Source organism: Halorubrum halodurans, from assembly GCF_002252985.1.
GTDB lineage: Archaea > Halobacteriota > Halobacteria > Halobacteriales > Haloferacaceae > Halorubrum > Halorubrum halodurans.
Genome location: NZ_NHPJ01000123.1, coordinates 1 through 527 on the forward strand (window position 1 = coordinate 1; position 527 = coordinate 527).

Annotated in this window: 1 protein-coding gene; it reads left to right on the forward strand. The window is 66.4% G+C overall.

The features are described 5' to 3' along the window. Window positions 1-114 precede the first annotated feature (114 nt). Window positions 115-432, forward strand: coding sequence for a hypothetical protein (locus DJ70_RS14085; RefSeq protein ID WP_094534061.1), 318 nt, complete (start codon window positions 115-117; stop codon window positions 430-432). Window positions 433-527 lie beyond the last annotated feature (95 nt).

Sequence of the window (527 nt, forward strand, 5' to 3'; positions counted from 1 at the left end):
TGATCGACGACCTCGCCGATGACCCCGGAAGGGCGAGGCACCTCGCATCGGGCACGCGCCGCGAAGGCCGGTGTCCCAGCACCGGCCCGATGCTCACACGGTCACCAAGCAACCATGTCAGCACCTGACACTACCGACGACGGCGGTATAGACTCCACGGAAGCGCAAGACCTCAACACCGGCACCACGCTCACGGCGGACGGTCCCGGCGAGTTCTGGTGCCACGCCTGCGGCGCTCGCTGTACCCGCAACCAGTCGAACGGGACCGAGTACGGCCACCTCCTCGACTGCCCCGAGCGGGACCTACCGGACCCGCGAGAGGCCGACGACTGGGAAGGTGGTCCGTTCAGCCGTTCAGTCGGTGAGGGCGTCGTCAAGAGCAAGAAGAGCAGTCAGCTAGCTTCCTGTCTGGAGGCTCGCGACGATGACTGATCGAGTCCACCTCGACAGTCCTCGGTTCCGCCGGCTCGCGAAGGCCTACTCGAACGAGTACCGTCGCCTCATCCTCCTCCTGCTCCACCGAGCCC

What these genes read in the sequence shown, in the direction of transcription:
- DJ70_RS14085 (WP_094534061.1), top strand. Translation starts at nt 115, where the DNA reads ATGTCAGCACCTGACACTACCGACGACGGCGGTATAGACTCCACGGAA.